The 16,718-nt window shown below is 64.4% G+C and carries 17 protein-coding genes and 1 tRNA gene; 3 read left to right on the forward strand and 15 right to left on the reverse strand.

Annotated elements, in window-relative coordinates; genetic code table 11:
- The 3 genes from VHK65_01285 to VHK65_01295 form a co-directional block, all read right to left on the reverse strand.
- A partial coding sequence (locus VHK65_01285) for a DNA-directed RNA polymerase subunit beta' (protein HVS04786.1) occupies positions 1-2,247 on the reverse strand: 2,247 nt, incomplete at its 3' end.
- 3 nt (positions 2,248-2,250) lie between these two features.
- Complete coding sequence (locus tag VHK65_01290; GenBank protein HVS04787.1) at positions 2,251-5,805, reverse strand: DNA-directed RNA polymerase subunit beta; 3,555 nt, start codon at positions 5,803-5,805, stop codon at positions 2,251-2,253.
- Positions 5,806-6,106: 301 nt separating this feature from the next.
- Complete coding sequence (locus VHK65_01295; GenBank protein HVS04788.1) at positions 6,107-6,241, reverse strand: hypothetical protein; 135 nt, start codon at positions 6,239-6,241, stop codon at positions 6,107-6,109.
- A 76-nt stretch (positions 6,242-6,317) separates the two neighbouring features.
- On the opposite strand from VHK65_01295, the gene VHK65_01300 reads away from it, so the two are divergent.
- Both VHK65_01300 and VHK65_01305 read left to right on the forward strand, forming a co-directional pair.
- Positions 6,318-7,475, forward strand: a complete 1,158-nt coding sequence (locus tag VHK65_01300) for a cation:proton antiporter (GenBank protein ID HVS04789.1) — start codon at positions 6,318-6,320, stop codon at positions 7,473-7,475.
- A 13-nt stretch (positions 7,476-7,488) separates the two neighbouring features.
- On the forward strand, positions 7,489-7,884 hold the full coding sequence (locus tag VHK65_01305) for a hypothetical protein (GenBank protein HVS04790.1): 396 nt from the start codon (positions 7,489-7,491) through the stop codon (positions 7,882-7,884).
- Positions 7,885-7,897: 13 nt separating this feature from the next.
- Here the strand turns inward: VHK65_01305 and corA are convergent, their stop codons facing one another.
- From corA to VHK65_01365, 12 genes are all read right to left on the reverse strand, one after another.
- The gene (gene corA / locus VHK65_01310; GenBank protein HVS04791.1) at positions 7,898-8,863 is read right to left on the reverse strand and encodes a magnesium/cobalt transporter CorA; all 966 of its coding nucleotides are present in this window, start codon (positions 8,861-8,863) and stop codon (positions 7,898-7,900) included.
- 52 nt (positions 8,864-8,915) lie between these two features.
- The gene (gene rplL / locus VHK65_01315; GenBank protein ID HVS04792.1) at positions 8,916-9,302 is read right to left on the reverse strand and encodes a 50S ribosomal protein L7/L12; all 387 of its coding nucleotides are present in this window, start codon (positions 9,300-9,302) and stop codon (positions 8,916-8,918) included.
- Positions 9,303-9,311: 9 nt separating this feature from the next.
- Positions 9,312-9,896 carry a 50S ribosomal protein L10 gene (gene rplJ / locus VHK65_01320; protein HVS04793.1) on the reverse strand — a complete coding sequence of 195 codons (585 nt, stop codon included), beginning with the start codon at positions 9,894-9,896 and terminating at the stop codon, positions 9,312-9,314.
- Between the two features lie 127 nt (positions 9,897-10,023).
- Positions 10,024-10,410 carry a DUF1801 domain-containing protein gene (locus VHK65_01325; protein ID HVS04794.1) on the reverse strand — a complete coding sequence of 129 codons (387 nt, stop codon included), beginning with the start codon at positions 10,408-10,410 and terminating at the stop codon, positions 10,024-10,026.
- A gap of 17 nt (positions 10,411-10,427) precedes the next feature.
- Positions 10,428-11,132: a 50S ribosomal protein L1 gene (rplA, locus tag VHK65_01330; protein ID HVS04795.1), complete on the reverse strand. Its 705-nt coding sequence runs from the start codon at positions 11,130-11,132 to the stop codon at positions 10,428-10,430.
- Positions 11,132-11,560 (reverse strand): 50S ribosomal protein L11, encoded by a 429-nt coding sequence (gene rplK, locus VHK65_01335; GenBank protein ID HVS04796.1) that lies wholly within the window; start codon positions 11,558-11,560, stop codon positions 11,132-11,134. Before rplK ends, rplA begins: the two co-directional genes overlap by 1 nt.
- Entirely contained in the window at positions 11,560-12,315 is a 756-nt protein-coding gene (nusG, locus tag VHK65_01340) for a transcription termination/antitermination protein NusG (protein HVS04797.1), read from the reverse strand. The genes rplK and nusG overlap by 1 nt, the downstream gene beginning before the upstream one ends.
- Positions 12,308-12,529 (reverse strand): preprotein translocase subunit SecE, encoded by a 222-nt coding sequence (gene secE, locus VHK65_01345; GenBank protein ID HVS04798.1) that lies wholly within the window; start codon positions 12,527-12,529, stop codon positions 12,308-12,310. Before secE ends, nusG begins: the two co-directional genes overlap by 8 nt.
- 57 nt (positions 12,530-12,586) lie before the next feature.
- Positions 12,587-12,662: transfer RNA gene (locus tag VHK65_01350), tRNA-Trp, on the reverse strand.
- Positions 12,663-12,703: 41 nt separating this feature from the next.
- Positions 12,704-12,862: a 50S ribosomal protein L33 gene (gene rpmG, locus VHK65_01355; GenBank protein ID HVS04799.1), complete on the reverse strand. Its 159-nt coding sequence runs from the start codon at positions 12,860-12,862 to the stop codon at positions 12,704-12,706.
- A 164-nt stretch (positions 12,863-13,026) separates the two neighbouring features.
- Complete coding sequence (locus VHK65_01360; protein HVS04800.1) at positions 13,027-14,406, reverse strand: L,D-transpeptidase; 1,380 nt, start codon at positions 14,404-14,406, stop codon at positions 13,027-13,029.
- Positions 14,407-14,580: 174 nt separating this feature from the next.
- Positions 14,581-15,450 carry a sulfurtransferase gene (locus VHK65_01365; GenBank protein ID HVS04801.1) on the reverse strand — a complete coding sequence of 290 codons (870 nt, stop codon included), beginning with the start codon at positions 15,448-15,450 and terminating at the stop codon, positions 14,581-14,583.
- Positions 15,451-15,529: 79 nt separating this feature from the next.
- On the opposite strand from VHK65_01365, the gene VHK65_01370 reads away from it, so the two are divergent.
- A complete protein-coding gene (locus tag VHK65_01370; GenBank protein HVS04802.1) occupies positions 15,530-16,717 on the forward strand; it encodes a hypothetical protein in 1,188 nt (395 codons plus the stop codon).
- Position 16,718: the final 1 nt, after the last annotated feature.

A 16,718-nucleotide genomic window follows, 5' to 3' on the forward strand; every position in this document is an offset into this window, starting at 1 on the left:
GAAGATGACGCGGCCAGGCGTGGTCACGACCAGGCTGCCGGTGCCGGTACCGTCGGCACGGCCGTGGGCGGGGATCCGAACCTTGACCCAATCGTGGAGGTGGACGCCGCCCTCGTGGACGGCGAGCACGACCTCGTCGGCCGAGCTGTACGCCCGCAGCTTGGCGGCGTCCTTGGGCGCCTGCTGGCGGGTGGCGGTGAGCCAGTAGCAGCCGAGCACGACGTCCTGGGTCGGCGAGACGACGGGATGCCCGTCGGCAGCGCTCAGGATGTTCTGGCTCGACATCATCAGGTTGCGTGCCTCGGCGATGGCGCCCGAGAAGAGCGGCACGTGGACCGCCATCTGGTCGCCGTCGAAGTCGGCGTTGAAGGCATGGCAGACCAGGGGATGGATCTGGATCGCCGAGCCCTCGACCAGCACCGGCATGAAGGCCTGGATGCCCAGACGGTGAAGGGTGGGAGCGCGGTTGAGCAGCACCGGGTGCTCGTGGATGACCTCGTCGAGGACGTCCCAGACCTCGGGGCGCACACGCTCCACCATCCGCTTGGCGGACTTGATGTTCTGGGTGTAGCCCTTCTCCACCAGGTCGCGCATCACGAATGGCTTGAACAGCTCGAGCGCCATCTTCTTGGGCAGACCGCACTCGTGCAACTTCAGCTCGGGGCCGACCACGATGACCGAACGGCCCGAGTAGTCGACGCGCTTGCCGAGGAGGTTCTGGCGGAAACGGCCCTGCTTGCCTTTGAGCATGTCGCTCAACGACTTCAGCTTGCGGTTACCGGTGCCTGTGATGGCACGGCCGCGACGGCCATTGTCGATGAGGGCGTCGACGGCCTCCTGGAGCATCCGCTTCTCGTTGCGGACGATGATCTCGGGTGCGCCAAGCTCCAGCAGCCGCTTCAGCCGGTTGTTCCGGTTGATGACGCGACGGTAGAGGTCGTTGAGGTCGGAGGTCGCGAAGCGGCCACCGTCGAGCTGAACCATGGGGCGCAGCTCTGGCGGGATCACCGGGAGCACGTCGAGGATCATCCAGGTCGCCGACGCGCCTGACTTGCGAAAAGCCTCGACCACCTTGAGCCGCTTGATCGCCTTCTGCCGCTTCTGGCCGGAGTTCGACTTCGACTCCTCGCGCAGGATGGCGGATTCCTGGAGCAGGTCGATGCGGGCCAGCAGGTCGTGGATCGCCTGCGCGCCGATGCCCGCCTTGAACACCTTGCCGAACTTTTCGGTGAACTCGCGGAACTCCTGATCAGACAGCAGCTGCTTGACGTAGAGCGAGTCGAGCTGGGTCTTGGACGACTCGATGTCGCCCGAGAGGCCCTCGGTGTCCTTCTTCAGCTGGCTCGTGAGAACGCCGGCTTTCTGCTCGTAGTCCTCACGCCACTTGGCGATCTCTTCGTCGGACTTGCCCTTCAGCTCCTGCTGGCGCTTCTTGGTAGAGGCCTGGACCTGGTCGATCTTCTTCTCGACCTGCTTCGGCAGCTCGCGGGCCAGCTTGTCCTCGAACATCACGCCCTTCTCGATGATGACCTGTTCGTCCTCACCTTCGCCGATGGTGAAGTTGGTTGCGGCCTTCTTGCCCTTCTGGGCCTTGATCTTCTCAACGAGTTCCTTGGCACGCGAGGTCATCGCGTCGACGGTCTCGTCGAGCGATTCCTCCAGCCCCTTGATCTTGGCCTTGGTGTCTTCCTGCTTGGCCTTGACCCGCTGGTCCAGCTCTTCCTTGAGCTCCTTCACTGCCGTGTCGCGCTCCTCCTGGAGCTTGATCACCCGGTCGTTGTGCTGAGGTGAGGACTTGGAGAGGTACTCCTTGCGCGCCTCCTCATCGATGTGCGTGACGATGTAGTTGGCGAAGTAGAGGACCTTCTCCAGGTTGCGTGGCGACATGTCGAGGAGCAGGCCCATCCGCGACGGGATCCCTTTGAAATACCAGACGTGGCTGACGGGTGAGGCCAGCTTGATATGCCCCATCCGCTCCCGCCGGACTTTCGAGCGGGTGACCTCCACGCCGCACTTGTCGCAGATGATCCCCTTGTAGCGGTAGCGCTTGTATTTGCCGCAGTGGCATTCCCAGTCGCGCTGCGGGCCGAAGATGCGCTCGCAGAACAGCCCGTCGCGCTCAGGCTTGAGCGTGCGGTAGTTGATCGTCTCCGGCTTGGTGACCTCGCCGTGCGACCACGACAGGATGGTCTCCGGCGATGCCAGAGAGAGCTTCAGTGCGTCGAAGTTTTCCAGTTTCAGTGTCATTGATTACCTCAAAGAATCAAGCGGATTCTGCGCGGCGCGCGGCGCGCCGGTCGCCCATTGGTCCGACTCATCGATCTCATCGCGCTCGAGGTTGATGCCCAGGTCGAGCGGCATCTCGCTCATGTCGTCTTCGGAAAGGATGACCTGCTTCTCGCCGTCGGACTGGATCTCGACACCCAGCGCGAGGCCTTCGAGCTCCTTCACCAGCACCCGGAACGATTCCGGAATGCCCGCCTCGAGCGTGTTCTCGCCCTTGACGATGGCCTCGTAGGCCTTGACGCGGCCCACGATGTCGTCGGACTTGACCGTCAGGATCTCCTGCAGGATATGCGAGGCGCCATAGGCTTCGAGCGCCCAGACCTCCATCTCCCCAAACCGCTGGCCGCCGAACTGCGCCTTGCCGCCCAGCGGCTGCTGGGTGACCAGCGAGTAAGGACCCGTCGAGCGGGCGTGGATCTTGTCCTCGACGAGGTGAGCGAGCTTCAACATATAGATGTAGCCGACCGTCACTTCGTGGTCGAACTGCTCACCGGTGCGGCCGTCGCGCAGCGTGATCTTGCCCGACTCGGGCAGGCCCGCCCGCACCAACTCCTTCTCGATCGTTTCCTCCGACGCGCCGTCGAACACGGGCGTCGCAACTTTCAAGCCCAGCGCGTGCGCCGCCCAGCCCAGGTGCGTCTCCAGCACCTGGCCCAGGTTCATGCGGCTCGGCACACCCAACGGGTTCAGCACCAGCTCAACCGGCGTGCCATCCGGCATGTAGGGCATGTCCTCGGCGGGAAGGATGCGGGCGATGACGCCCTTGTTCCCGTGCCGGCCGGCCATCTTGTCGCCCTGCGCGATCTTGCGCTTCTGGGCGACATAGACCCGCACCAGCTGGTTGACGCCGGGCGCGAGCTCGTCCTTGGTTTCGCGGCTGAAGATCTTGACATCGACCACAATGCCGCGCTCGCCGTGGGGCACGCGCAGTGAGGAATCGCGCACCTCGCGCGCCTTCTCGCCAAAGATGGCGCGCAGGAGGCGCTCCTCGGCCGAGAGCTCCGACTCGCCCTTCGGCGTGATCTTGCCGACCAGGATGTCGCCCGGATGAACCTCGGCACCGATATAGACGATGCCGCGCTCGTCGAGATTCTTCAGCGTCTCATCGCTGACGTTGGGGATGTCGCGCGTGATCTCCTCGGGGCCCAGCTTGGTGTCGCGGGCCTCGATCTCGTACTCTTCGATATGGATCGAGGTGTACTTGTCCTCGCGGACGACCGACTCAGAGATCAGGATCGCGTCTTCGTAGTTGTAACCCTCCCAGGGCATGAAGGCCACCAGGATGTTGCGGCCCAGCGCCAGCTCACCTTCGGAGGTGGCCGGACCGTCCGCCAGCGGCGTGCCGGCGACGACATGCTGACCCGCCTTGACGATGACGCGCTGCGAGAGGCAGGTCCCCTGGTTGGAGCGTTCGAATTTGTGGATGGGATACCACTGCTCTGCCGAGCCGTCATCCGGCTTCAGCAGGATGCCGAGCTCGCGCTTGAAACTATCCAACTTGGCCGCGGGCGAGTCCGCCGGCGGCGGGGCGGCGCACGACACGACGGTGCCGTCCACCTTGGCCACGATCAACTCGCCGGAGTCCTTGGCGGCGGCCCACTCCATGCCGGTGCCCACGATCGGCGCCTCGGTCACGACCAGCGGCACCGCCTGGCGCTGCATGTTCGAGCCCATCAGGGCCCGGTTCGCATCGTCGTGCTCCAGGAACGGGATCAGCGCGGTCGCGACACTGACCGTCTGCTTGGGCGACACGTCCATGTACTCGATGCGGTTGACGTCCGCCACCAGGAAAAGGTTCTTGGTGCGGGCGGTGGTCCGCTCCTCCGTGAAGTGACTGTCCTTGTCGAGCGGCGCGTTCGCCTGCGCCACGACAAAGTGGTCCTCTTCGTCGGCCGACAGGAACTCGACCTCGTCGGAGACCCAGGCGTTGATCGGAATATCGCCGGCCTTCCCCTTGACGAGCGACTCCACCAGGTCGCGATCGAGCAGATCGCCCTTCTTGCCGAGCTTGGTCTTGCGGTTGGCGGAATCCAGCACGTCGTCGCGCAGCGTGCGGCCCACCAGCTTGTCGCGGTGCGCCTTGTCAGCGGGCATCGTGCTGTACACGCGGCGGAAGGGCGTCTCGATGAACCCGTACTCGTTGACGCGCGCGAAGGTTGCCAGCGAGCCGATCAGGCCAATGTTCGGACCTTCCGGGGTCTCGATCGGGCAGATGCGGCCGTAGTGGGAATGGTGAACGTCTCGAACATCGAAGCCGGCGCGCTCGCGCGACAGGCCGCCAGGGCCCAACGCCGACAGGCGGCGCTTGTGCGTCAGCTCGGCCAGCGGGTTGGTCTGGTCCATGAACTGGGAAAGCTGGCTCGACCCGAAGAACTCCTTGATCGCCGCCACCACGGGGCGCGCGTTGATCAAGCTGGCGGCAGTCACGGTGGCCGCGTCGCAGATCGTCATGCGCTCCTTGATGATGCGCTCCATCCGGATCAAGCCCATGCGGAACTGGTTCTGCAGCAGCTCGCCGACGGCGCGCACCCGGCGGTTGCCCAGGTGGTCGATGTCATCCGGCTCGCCGGTGCCGTTGTTCAGCTCGATCAGCTTGCGGATGATCGCGATGAAGTCGTCGTTGGACAGGGTGCGGACATTCATGTCCGTGCCGAGGCCCAGTCGCCGGTTTAGCTTGAAACGACCCACCTTCGAGAGATCGAAGCGGCGCGGGTTGAAGAAGAGCGCCGTCATCAGCGCCCGCGCGTTGTCGACTGTTGGCGGGTCACCGGGGCGGATCTTCTTGTACATCTCGACCAGGGCGTCATTGACGTCGGTCGAAGAGTCCTTCTCCAGGGTCGACTGGATGAACTTATGCTCGCCGTTGTTGTCGACGTCGGCGAAGAGCGCCTTGATCTCGTTGTTGCTGCCGTAGCCGAGCGCGCGCACCAGCGTCGTGACGGGAATCTTCCGCTTGCGGTCGATCTTGACCGTGAGCACGTCCTTGCCCGAGGTCTCGATCTCGAGCCAGGCGCCGCGATTGGGGATCAGCTTGGCCGCGTAGAGCATCCGGCCCGAGGCCCGATCCTCGCTGCTGGTGAAGTAAATGCCGGGAGAACGAACCAGCTGGGAGACGACCACCCGCTCGGTGCCGTTGACGATGAACGTGCCTTCCTCGGTCATGATCGGGAAGTCACCCATGAAGACTTCCGATTCCTTGATCTCACCCGCGTTTTCGCCGGTGCGGATCGTCAGCCGGGTGTTGATCCGCAGCGGAGCCGCGAACGTCATGTCGCGGTTGCGGCACTCCTCCTTGTCGAACTTGGGCTGGCCGAACTCGTAGTCCAGGAATTTGAGCTCGTAGTTCTTGCCGGTGTAGTCGGTGATCGGGTTGATCTCTTCGAACAGCTCGCGAAGCCCCTCGCGCTTGAACCAATTGAAGGAGCGGATCTGGGTCTCGATCAACTCGGCGACCGGAAGCATGTCCGGAATGCGGCCGTAGGTGATTCGAGAAGAGCCGTTGGAGGAAGGCTGAATCATGGACTCTCCTTTAGATGAAGCAGGAAAAAATGGTGGGCAGGCTGGTGGTGCTAGGGACGCGGAAAAGCAACCCTGGAAGCACCGAACGGCAATAGTAACAGGAGCCTACCCAGGCTGTCAAGCGCGCAAACAGGCTCGCCGCGAAACCGGAACAGCTTCGCGAGCGGCCCAGGGCGGGTTCCCTGGGGCGGGAATCGGGTCAGGTCGCCGATCTGAGATCCGTCAGACTAATCGGCGGTTAGTCTAGCACTCCATCTCCCCCAGGGGAAGGGGTTGCGAAACTCCGCCGGGCGCCTCCCGCTCAGGGCCCAAAGGGCGACGTCGGCTGCTGGATCCCGAACTGGGAAAGGCCTGGAATCGGCACCCCCATGACCCAGGTCACGAAGGCCAGAATCCCGGCCAGGATCAGGACGAAGAAGAGCATCCAGCGGAACATGGTCGGCCCTCCGGGAAGAACAACGGCATCCGCCCACCAAAGCTTAGGGAGCCCGGCCGACCGGTATAACAAGGCGATGTACACCGACCTGGCCGTCGTCGTGCTGGCCGGCCTCCTCGGCCCTCTTCTCGCGTCCGGCCGGCGGTTGCGGGTTCCTGTGCTTGTCGGGGAGCTCATCGGCGGGATCCTGCTCGGGCGGACCGGCCTGCACCTGATCGATCCCACCACGCAGCCCTTTCCGGTGTTCGCCTCGCTCGGGTTCGCGATGCTCATGCTCGAATCGGGAGCCGAGATCGATCTCGGCTCGAAGCTGCTGCGCGATAGCGCGGTTCGGGCGGGACTGGCCTTCCTGGTGACCCTGCTGGTGGCCATCCCGGCCGGCCTCCTCATCGGCGTGTGGGTGGGGTCGACCCACGTGGCGCTCTTTGTCGTCCTGCTCGCTGGAAGCTCGGCCGCCGTCGCGCTGCCCACAATCCGCGAGGAAGGGCTGACAGGCCCCGCCATCACGCTCGTCATCGCCTGGATCGCGCTCGCCGACGCCATCACCGCACTCCTGATGCCCCTCGCACTGACCAGCGCCAGCCGGATCCCGGCGGCGCTGCTCGGCGACGGGCTGATCATCGCCGCCGCTGCGCTGATCATTGCGCTGGGTCGCCGCTTCTTTGGCTCCGGTCCCGCCCAAGGGGCCAAGCGTCTGTCGAAGCAGCGCCACTGGGCCCTGCGGCTTCGGCTTTCCGTGCTGATGCTGCTTTTCCTAGGGGCGATTGCGGAGCACACCGGCGCCAGCCTCCTCGTGGCGGGCTTCGCCGCCGGCATCGTCCTCCGCCAGTTCGGCGAGCCGCACCGCCTCGCCCTCGAACTCACTGGGCTGGCGACCGGGTTCTTCGTCCCGACCTTCTTCGTCCTGCTGGGCGCCAGTCTCGATTTGAAGGGGTTGGCACGCTCACCTTCCGCCATCGCGCTGGCAATTGGGATGGCACTGGCCGCCACCGTGGTGCACGTGGTGGCGGCGATCACGGTGGGCAAACGCCAGCGGCTCGCGGCTGGCCTTCTCGCCTCTGCGCAGCTCGGTCTCCCCGCAGCCGCCGCCGCGCTCGGACTTGCTACGCGGGCGCTCAGCCCACCGGTCGCGACCGCCCTCGTCGCGGGTGGATTGCTCACCTTGATCCCCGCGACGACCGGCGCCCTGCTGCTCGCCCGCGCGGCGACCAACGAGGCGGCACCGCCAACGTAGTACGCTCCCGATCATGCCCGCCAAGCCCGCGAAAGAGACCTGGAAGAAAGAACCCGACGACCATGACTACCCGGCGGCCGAGGACTATTTGAGCCTGCTCATGCCGCCCGCCCAGGCCAAGCGAGTCGTCCGCCGGCTCCGCACGGCTCCGCTCGTCACCCGCAAGGCGAAGGATCTCTTGCGAGCCAGCAGGCTACGCGTGCTGGCGCCGGAAAATTTTCACGTCGCCCACGATCTCCAGAAGGTCAAGGCAGGAAAGCAGCTCTCTCCCGTGCTGCTGGTTCGTGGCCAATTGAGTTCCGAGGTCCCGCTCACGATCGCCGACGGCTACCACCGGGTCTGCGCCAGCTATCACCTGGACGAGGACGCCGATATTCCCTGCCGGATCGCCGATCTGACGAAGTCCTGACCCGGGACGATCCTTAGATCCAGCCCTTCCGGCGGTAATACAGGAGCTGAAGGGCGGTCGTCGCCAGCATGACGCTCACCGCCAGCACCCAGAAGGTCCAGGTCGGCGCGATATGGGCCACCAGCCAGGCGAAGTTCATGCCAAAAAAGCCGGTGATGAAGGTCAACGGCAGGAAGAGGGTGGCAAAGACAGTGAGCCGGGTGATGACCTGGTTGAGCCGGTTGGACACGGTCGACAGGTAGACGTCCATCGCGCTGGTGAGCAGGTCACGCAGCGAGTCCACCGTCTCGTACTGGCGAATGATGTGGTCGTAGACGTCGCGGTAGTAGATCGTCATGTCCTGTCCGCCTTCGAGGCCGACCGTGTGGGTGGTCAGCCGCTGGAAGACGTCCCGCTGCGCTCCCAGCACCTTGCGCAGGTCGATCACCGCCCGCTTGAGATTGGTGAGACTGCCCAGGCTGGCCGGTTCAGCCTTAAGGACGATGCTCTCCTCGAGCCGCTCGGTGGCGTCGTCCACCTGGTCGATCACCGGGAAGATCGCGTCGACCAACTGGTCAACCACCAGGTAAAAGAGGAACGGCAGGTTGCGGTGGGCGAGGTCGGGGTTGGCTTTGATCCGCTCGCGAAGGCGGTCGAGCGGCGGTGACGGCTCGAGGTGGACGCTGACCAGGTACTGCGGCGAGAGAAAGAGGTGTTGCTCGCGAATCTGGATCCGCTCGCCATCGAACTCGGCGGTGAAGAGGACGACGAAGACGTAGCCCGTGTACTCGTCGAGCTTTGGTCGCTGGTTCTGGTGGCGGATGTCCTCGAGCGCCAGCGGGTGAAACTTGAAGGTCTTCTCGAGCAGCTCGTAGTCCGAGTCGTCGGGACTCTCGATGTCCAGCCAGAATCCCTGCTTGCCTTCGGCGAGGCAGGTGGCGATGGACTCGGCCTGAGCGTCGACCAGTGGGCCCTGCGTCGAGATCAGGTGCCTGGGCACGGCCTCACGTTTCCCGCAGCGAGGGTGGGGAGGGGATCAATCCCCTTCCCCGCTACTTGATTTCGGCGCCGGCGCCTGCGTCCTTCAGCTTCTTCAGGACGGCTTCGGCCTCTTCGCGGTTGACGCCCTGCTTGACCGGCTTGGGCGCCTGGTCGACCAGGTCCTTGGCTTCCTTGAGACCCAGGCCCGTGATCTCGCGGACGACCTTGATCACGCCGATCTTGGCGTCTCCCGCCGAGGTCAGCACTACCTGGAACTCGGTCTGCTCGGCTTCCGGAGCGGCTGCGGCCACCCCGCCGGCCGGCGCCGCCGCCACGGCCACCGGGGCCGCGGCCGTTACGCCAAACTCGGTTTCGATGGCCTTGATGGCGTTCATGACATCCACCACGGTCCATTCCTTCAACGCGGAGACGAAATCGTCGACACTGACTTTTGCCATTGGTTCCTCCTAACTTGTGGCCGGCGCCGTGGCCGGTGACTGCGATTCTTTCTGGGTGCGAACGGCATCGATCGTACGGGCGAGCGTGGAGATCGGGGCCTGCAGGATGCTGGCCAGGTTGCCCAGGGGAGCTTGCATCGCGCCAAGCAGGCGACTCAGCAGGATCTCCCGCGAGGGGAGGTCGGCGAGCTCGGTGACGGCCTCAGCCTTGATCACCTGGCCTTCGAGCAGGCCGGCCTTGATCACCATCTTGCGGTTGGCCCGAATGAACTCGTTGAGGATGCGGGCCGGCGCCGAGACGTCATCGGCGGCGAACAGCAGCGCCATCGGCCCGACCAGCTCGGCGCTGAGCGGTTCGTAGCCCGCCGCCTTGGCGGCGCGCCGAGCCAGGGTGTTCTTTACCACGATCATCTCGATACCGCCGCCTCGCAGCTTGCTGCGGAGGTCGCGCATCTGGCCGACCGTCATGCCGCGATAGTCGGCGAGCACCGCAGTCGACGTGGCCTTCAGCCGGGCGGTGATGTCCGCGACGGTCGCGGCCTTCTCCGCCTTCTTATCGATCTTCTCGTCTTTCTTCTTGAGTCCTGTGGCCAATAAAAAAACCTCCTTCGCTCAACAGGCGAGGAGGCCGTTATCGCATCCTGCTCGCCTGCGCTGGACATTAAGCCGGTCGGGCCGGCACCAGCGGTCTTCGGCTATTCAGTTGTGGAGCGTGAGTATATCAGGCGCCGTTCTTGGTTGCTTGCAGGGCGCCTCGGATGAGTTCCTTGACCGCCGCGGCACCCGCGGCCTCGGGCGATGTCAACTTGACATGCCGGATACCCACCCCCGTTCCCTCGAGCAGTCCCTCCGGATCCGGCAGCCCGGCACCATTCGCCAGGCCGAGGTTGACCCGCTCGCGCTGCGGCGAGATCACCGCAAAGACGTCCTCGCGACCGGCGCCCGCGCCGTACTGAATCACCTTCCATCCCACAAAGACCTTCTCCGTCGCGTTCGGCAGGACCGAAAGGATGACCTCGCGCGCCTTGACGGCGATCTCGCGGACCTGCGGAGCGTAGCCCTTAAGGAAGGTATCGACCGCGGGGTCACCGGTTTTCGTGTTAGCCATCGGACGCCGGGTTGTGGCTAACTCATCCGGCCGGCGGCAGCCGGGTCGACCGGGACGCTCGGACCCATCGTGGGCGACAGGTAGACGGACTTCAGGTACTGCCCTTTGGCCGAGCTCGGCTTGGCGCGCACCACCGCGTCCATCAGAGCGGCGAAATTATCCTTCAGCTGCGTTTCGCTATAGGAGGCCTTGCCGATGTTGGTGTGGATGATGCCCGTCTTGTCGACGCGGTACTCGATCCGGCCTCCCTGAATATCCTTCACCGCCCGGCCGATATCGAAGGTGACGCTGCCCGCCCGCGGGTTCGGCATCAGGCCACGCGGCCCCAGGATCTTGCCCAACCGGCCGACCTGGCCCATCATGTCGGGCGTCGCCAGCGCGACATCGAAGTCAAGCCAGCCTTCCTGGATCCGCTTGACGAGATCCTCGGCGCCGACATAGTCGGCTCCAGCCTCGGTCGCCTCGCGGGCCTTCTCGCCTGTGGCAAACACCAGCACCCGACGCTTCTTGCCGGTGCCATGCGGCAACACCACCGAGCCGCGGACCATCTGGTCGGCGTGGCGCGGGTCGACGCCCAGCCGCAGGTGTGCCTCGATCGATCCGTCGAATTTCGAGGTCGAACTCTTCAGCACGAGCCGCACCGCCTCGTCCGGCGCGTACTGCTCGGTGCGCTCGATGGCCTTGGCCGCTTCCTTGTATTTCTTGCCACGCGCTTGCGGCATCAGGCAGACACCTCGATACCGAGCGATCGCGCAGTCCCCTCGATCATCTTCATCGCGGCGTCCACGTCGTAGGCGTTGAGGTCTTTCAGCTTGAGCTGCGCAATCTCGCGGACCTGCTGCTTGCTGACCTTGCCGACCTTCTCCTTGTTCGGCTTGGCCGAGCCCTTCTCCACACCGGCCGCTTTCTTCAACAGGGCGGCGGCGGGCGGGGTCTTGGTCACGAAGGTGAAGGTGCGGTCCTCGAAGATGGTGATCTCGACCGGGATCACCTGGCCGGCCATCGACGCGGTGCGGTCGTTATAGGTCTTGACGAACTCCATGATGTTGACGCCGTGCGGGCCGAGCGCGGTGCCCACCGGCGGCGCGGGCGTGGCCTTGCCCGCTTCCATCTGGATCTTGACCATCGCCTTGACTTTCTTCTTTGCCATTACTTCAACCGCTCCACCTGGAGGAGGTCCAGTTCGACCGGTGTCTCCCGGCCGAACATGTTCACCAACACCTTGAGCTTGCCCTTGTCGGCGTTGATCTCATCGACCTTGCCGTGGAAGTCCGAGAACGGCCCATCGATGACGCGCACGTTCTCGCCCACCTGGTACTCGACCCGTACCTTGGGCGCTTCCGCCTTGATCTGCTTCTGGATCGACTTGATCTCCTTCTCCTGCAGCGGCACCGGCTTGTTGCCGGAGCCGACGAAACTGGTCACGCCGGGCGTGTTCCGCACCACATACCAGGACTCGTCCGACATGATCATGTTGACCAGGATGTAGCCGGGGAAGGTTCGCTTGGCGACGTGACGCCGCTGGCCGTCTTTGATCTCGATGACGTCTTCGGTGGGGACGAGCACCTCGAAGATCCGATCGTGCATGTCCATCGAGTCGACGCGCTTCATCAGGTTGTTGCGCACCTTCTCTTCGTGACCGGAATAGGCATGGACGACGTACCAGTGCGGCTCGCCTTCAGCGGGGACCGGCTTGGCCTCGCCCGCCGGAACAACCGCGAGCGGCGGCGACGCGGGCGTTTCGGGCGGGGCCGGATGGCCTTCGCCGACCGAGACTCGCTCGCCGGTCCAGACGCGGCCGGCTTCAGCAGCCTCTTTGGGCGCCGGCCGGCGGCCGCGCGGCTTTGCCGGCGCGGGCGCGCCTTGCGCCTCCTGCGTCTTGCCGTTCAACTCTGCCTCAGCCAACTTTTGGGAACTCCAGTTTTACGAGCGTTTGCGTCAACACGTAGTCGATCAGTCCAAGCATCAGGGACACCACTACCACCGTCACGATCACGACAAACGTCATCGTGCGTAGCTCGCCCCAGCTGGGCCAGATCACCTTTCGGAGCTCGCCGAGGATGTCCTCGAAGTTCCGGATGATACCCCGGCGCGGTGCGGGAGTTGTGGTGCGTTGCACTCTATTCGCCCTTGGTTCGGTCGGAACAGCTTTGGCCATGGTAGTTATACCTGAGTCTGGCAGGGGTGGAGCGACTCGAACGCCCGACCCGCGGTTTTGGAGACCGCTGCTCTACCAACTGAGCTACACCCCTGTGCCGGTCGGCGCCAACAGTATAAGAAGGTTGCTGCCACGCTACTTCGTTTCCCGGTGCGCAGTATGCTTCCGGCACCGCGGGCAGAACTTCTTGACCTCGAGCCGGTCGGGGTCGTTCTTCTTGTTCTTGACGGTGGTGTAGTTGCGCTCCTTACAAGTCTGACACTGCAGGGTGATGATCGACGCTAGGGCAGGCATTGAATCTCCAGGGGATGAAAGGGTCCAGACACAAAAAAGACCTAGCAACTGCTAGGCGAATTCAAATCATACCAGACTTTGGGGTGATCGTCAATGACGTCATCGCCTAAGACCGAAGCGGGGGCCCCGCCGGCCCCCGCCCAATATAAGTAAGGTATCGGTCGCTAGTACTGGACGACGACAGTTGTGCCGTTGGGCGCCCAGTTCCATAGCGTGGCCATCGGACTGTAAGGCACATTCACGCAACCGTGGGTGCCGTTATAGAGGTTGGCGCCGGGACCGTACCAAGAGCGCCAGGGGGCGTCGTGGATGAAGTACCCGCCTCCGATGAACTCCATGGCCCAGTTGGTCCAGGACGGCGGATACCACCAGGGGCTGCCGTAGGGCCAGGGCGAGATCATCTTGTAGGGCGAATACCGGGCAAAGATCCGATAGACACCCGGCGGGGTGGGCAGCTGGGGGCGGCCCGTCGCGACGAAGGTGGTTAGGACTGCGTTGCCATCCTGGAAGGCCGTGAGCACTTGGCGAGATAGGGAGATCACGATCACCTTGCCGACGCCGGCGTTGTACGAGATTGGGACCTGCTGTTTGAGGTAGATGGCGCTGGCCAGAGACTGCTTCTCCTGATAGAGCTGACCCGCGATCGATTCAAACGTTCCCTGATCGGCGGCTCCCGAAAGCTGCCCGGCCAGATAATTGATCGTGCCCGGGTGGTTGCCGAGCGCCGCGCCGATCGACTGCGCGGAGGCAAGTGTCGAGCGCGTGTCCGCCAGCTGGTTGAAGGCGGCAGTGCGCGAATCGAGCAACCCCTGGACGCCGACTGCCGTCTGCTGGACCTGCGCCAGAATCGGTGCGAAGGCGTCGGCGCTATGCACCGATGCCAGCGCGGTCTTCGCGTCGCTGATCTGCGTATTGAAGGGGGCAAGACTGAGCTGCGGGTACTGGGCGGCGTTCGCCACGAGCGAGCTGGCGGATTGGATCGCCGCGTCCACCTGAGCGCTGGCCGTCCGGAAGGCGGCCAGCCGCCCGTCGAGGATCCAGTACTGCTGACTCAAGACGGAGGCGAGCGCGAGCAGTTGATTTGGCGTGGTGGCCTCGGCGCCCACCTTCGAGAACCGCGCAGAGTTCGCATCGAGACCATCGACCGACACGCCGGCGCTCTGCGCCTCGGCCAACATCGCGTTCCAGCGGTGAAGCTGGCGATCCAGCGCATCCCGGGTCTCAGCGACCTGCTTCTCGTAGAGCGCGTGCAGGTCGGCGTCCAGTTGATTGAGTGCGTCGAGCTTGCGGTGATCGGTGATCGGCAGCTGCCACCAGGACGATGCCTTGGTCGCCTGGACCTGGGTGAACCGCCACGTCAGTGTGTCGACCGCACCCGTATCCAATCCCCTGCGGATCGCATCCGCCAGCGCCTGGTTGAAGCCAACCTCCGCCCGCTGGACGTTAGTCGCGAGGATGTTTTCGCTGGCAACCGCAGACAGCGGGACGGCCGCCAACAGTCCGCCGACCACGAGGACAAAAACCAAACGGCGCAAACCCCTCACCGACCGACACCCCTCTTTTTTCAGGCAGCGTCTGGGACGGCACCTCTCCTAAGGAAGCCGGCCACCCGCTCTCGCCGATCCCATAACGCTACTCCGGTCGCGAGGTCACGTCATGTGGCAAAAAGTCACGACCGTCATTCGGCCGTGACTTCTTGCGGCGCGTTTTAGGCGGTCTTATCTTTCGATGGGAGCGCCGATCAGGCTCCCCCACTCGGTCCAGGAACCGTCGTAGTTCCGGACATTGGGATAGCCGAGCAAGTAGTGGAGGACGAACCAGGTGTGGGAGGAGCGCTCCCCGATCCGGCAATAGGCAATGACCGCTTTGTCCGCTGTCACGCCCTTCGCCTCGTACAGCTCCTTCAATTCGGACGCGAGCTTGAAGGTGCCGTCCTCGCGGACCGCCTGCGCCCAGGGAATGTTGGCCGCGCCCGGGATATGCCCACCGCGTTGCGCCCCTTCCTGCGGAAGATTCTCCGGCGCCAGCAGCTCGCCGCTGTATTCCTTCGGGGAGCGGACGTCGACCAGCGCCACGCCGGCCTTGCCCAGGTCGCCCAGGACCTCGTCGCGAAGTGCCCGGATGGATCTGTCCGGCTGGCCCGCGGTGTAGCTGGCCGGCTTGATGATCGGAGCGTCGGTGGAAAGCTCGCGCCCCTCGTCCTGCCATTTCTTCCGGCCGCCATTCATCAGCCGGGCGTCCTTGTGGCCGTAGTACTTGAGATTCCAGACGAACCAGGCAGCAAACCAGTTGTTGTTGTCGCCGTAAACGACGATGGTGTCCTCGTTGCTGATGCCCTTGGACGAGAGCAGCTTCTCGAGCTCCGCCTTAGGCAGCATGTCGCGGATCGGCCGCGCCTGCAGATCCTTGCGCCAGTCGAGCCCGATCGCACCCTTGACGTGACCGCCGTCGTACGCCGAGGTATCGACGTCGACCTCGACAAGCTTGACCTTCGGGTCGTTCGCGTGCTCGGCGACCCATGCCGTATCGACCAGTACCTCGGGATGCGCATACTCAGTTTCCTTGAGCTCGGTCGCAGACTTCGCCATATTGCCTCTCCTCTTAAAGTTGACTTACTGGATTCACAAACTCAACAATTCCGGTCCACCAGTGTACCGGCGCAGGCTCGTGAAGGTCAACTCGTTATTCGCCCCAGTCGAGATGAGCCAGGCAGCCCAATACGCGCCGGCCGGTCCGGACCAGCCTGCAGCCCGACCGCGCCGCACCCGCCTCTTCCTGTTGCCGGTCGGCATCGCCCTGCTCCTGGTGGCTATCCCGTGCGTGACCTACGCGTTCGCCAATAACCAGCTCTCCCAGGCCCAGACCTCGGAAGCACATGGCGCCTATAGCCAGGCCCTGAGCCAATTCGGGACGGCGCAGTCGGTGGCCGGCAACCCGGTCTCGCGCCTCCTGCTGGGCGACCTCGCGGACCGGGCGAGGTCCGGCACCGCCGAAACGCACTTCGTCTGGGGCGTCCAGCTCACGCAGCAGGGCAAGTTCGCCGACAGCGAGACGCAGCTTCGAGCGGCCATCAAGAGCGGAATCGCCGACTGGGCCGTCCGCGGCAACGCTGCGCTCGCCGACCTTTACCACGCTTGGGGTCAGTCCCTGGTGGCGAGCGACCAGTTCCAAGCCGGAATCGACAAGTACCGCCAGGTCGCCGCCGTCGATCCCACCGGGAATCTGACGGCCTCGACGAATGCCGGGCTGGCGGCCGCCTATGCCGGCTTCGCGAAGTGGTACCTGCAGCAGCAGCCGATCGATTACCCGAGTGCACTGATGTGGTACGAGAACCTCCTCAAGGAATTCCCCGACAGCCCGGACGCCAAGCTGGCGCAGGCCTCGTCGCTGCCCCAGACCTTGTACAACGCGGGCATCGCCTTCGTGGGGCAAATGCGATTCCAGCAGGCGCGCGACGCCATGACCGAGCTGGTCCAGACGTATCCTGCAAGCACCTGGGCGGCGCAGGGGAACGCCGCCCTGCTGGCGAACCAGCCGCTCACCGGCCTGCTGATCGTGAGCGACCAGAACCCAACGCCGGTGGCCAACCGCCTGGTGCGGATCGCCAGCCACTGGAAGATCGTGAAGGCGCACACCTACGACGACTCGGGCGGCCACATCTACCAGACGACCACCGACGCCAAGGGCAACTTCTCCATTCCTGGAGGCATCCCACCCGGCCCGAAGTACCTGATCACCTGGTGGGACCCGACCCGGAGTACCTTCGTCACCACCTTCCTGAACGACAGCCTCCCGGTGAACCTGGTCACCGTCAATCCGTTGGAACCGGCCCACACGACCGTCGCCACTTCATAAA

Source organism: Candidatus Dormiibacterota bacterium (genome assembly GCA_035544955.1).
Classification (GTDB): domain Bacteria; phylum Chloroflexota; class Dormibacteria; order CF-121; family CF-121; genus CF-13.

Bases quoted from the DNA above. Each gene is read 5' to 3' on its own strand.
- rpmG (HVS04799.1), bottom strand. From the start codon at position 12,862: ATGCCTGCCCTAGCGTCGATCATCACCCTGCAGTGTCAGACTTGTAAG.
- VHK65_01290 (HVS04787.1), bottom strand. From the start codon at position 5,805: ATGATTCAGCCTTCCTCCAACGGCTCTTCTCGAATCACCTACGGCCGC.
- rplL (HVS04792.1), bottom strand. From the start codon at position 9,302: ATGGCAAAAGTCAGTGTCGACGATTTCGTCTCCGCGTTGAAGGAATGG.
- VHK65_01300 (HVS04789.1), top strand. From the start codon at position 6,318: ATGTACACCGACCTGGCCGTCGTCGTGCTGGCCGGCCTCCTCGGCCCT.
- rplK (HVS04796.1), bottom strand. From the start codon at position 11,560: ATGGCAAAGAAGAAAGTCAAGGCGATGGTCAAGATCCAGATGGAAGCG.
- VHK65_01305 (HVS04790.1), top strand. From the start codon at position 7,489: ATGCCCGCCAAGCCCGCGAAAGAGACCTGGAAGAAAGAACCCGACGAC.
- rplA (HVS04795.1), bottom strand. From the start codon at position 11,132: ATGCCGCAAGCGCGTGGCAAGAAATACAAGGAAGCGGCCAAGGCCATC.
- VHK65_01295 (HVS04788.1), bottom strand. From the start codon at position 6,241: ATGTTCCGCTGGATGCTCTTCTTCGTCCTGATCCTGGCCGGGATTCTG.
- VHK65_01325 (HVS04794.1), bottom strand. From the start codon at position 10,410: ATGGCTAACACGAAAACCGGTGACCCCGCGGTCGATACCTTCCTTAAG.
- VHK65_01365 (HVS04801.1), bottom strand. From the start codon at position 15,450: ATGGCGAAGTCTGCGACCGAGCTCAAGGAAACTGAGTATGCGCATCCC.